We start from the raw sequence: 420 nt of genomic DNA, 5'->3' as shown, positions 1-420 counted from the left end.
GCACTGTATTTTGCAATCGACGTCGGCTATTCGCAATGGCAGCGCACTTTGTCGGTTTACATGGGACAGTTTGGAATTCCCGTTAAAAACTACAGTTTGCTGTGGGCGCTCAACGGTATTATCATTGTCTTGATTCAGCCACTGATCAATCGCTTTGACGCATCATTTCAAACCAAACTAACGCATAAGATTTACTTGGGTATCGTTTTGTTTGTCATCGGCTTCAGCTCATTGATTTTTGCAAAAAGCTATCCGTATTTTGTTTTATCAATGGCCATTGTTACTTTGGGCGAGGTGCTGACTTTTCCGACTTTCCCGGCTTTTGTCTCAAGCCTCAGCTCATTTAGCGAAAAAGGGAAGTATCAGGGACTCGTTACCGCGTTTCCGGCATTGGGTCGCGCAGTCGGTCCCGTTTTGGGC

General features: G+C 45.7%; 1 protein-coding gene. It reads left to right on the top strand.

The window, feature by feature from the left end; genetic code table 11:
- On the top strand, positions 1-420 hold a 420-nt coding region (locus KJQ99_RS09910; RefSeq protein ID WP_214150741.1), incomplete at both ends, for an MFS transporter.

It is taken from the genome of Campylobacter sp. 2018MI13 (assembly GCF_018501135.1).
Lineage (GTDB): Bacteria > Campylobacterota > Campylobacteria > Campylobacterales > Campylobacteraceae > Campylobacter_E.
The sequence above is the reverse complement of the archived record's forward strand: the minus strand, read 5'-3'. Positions and strand labels throughout refer to the sequence as shown.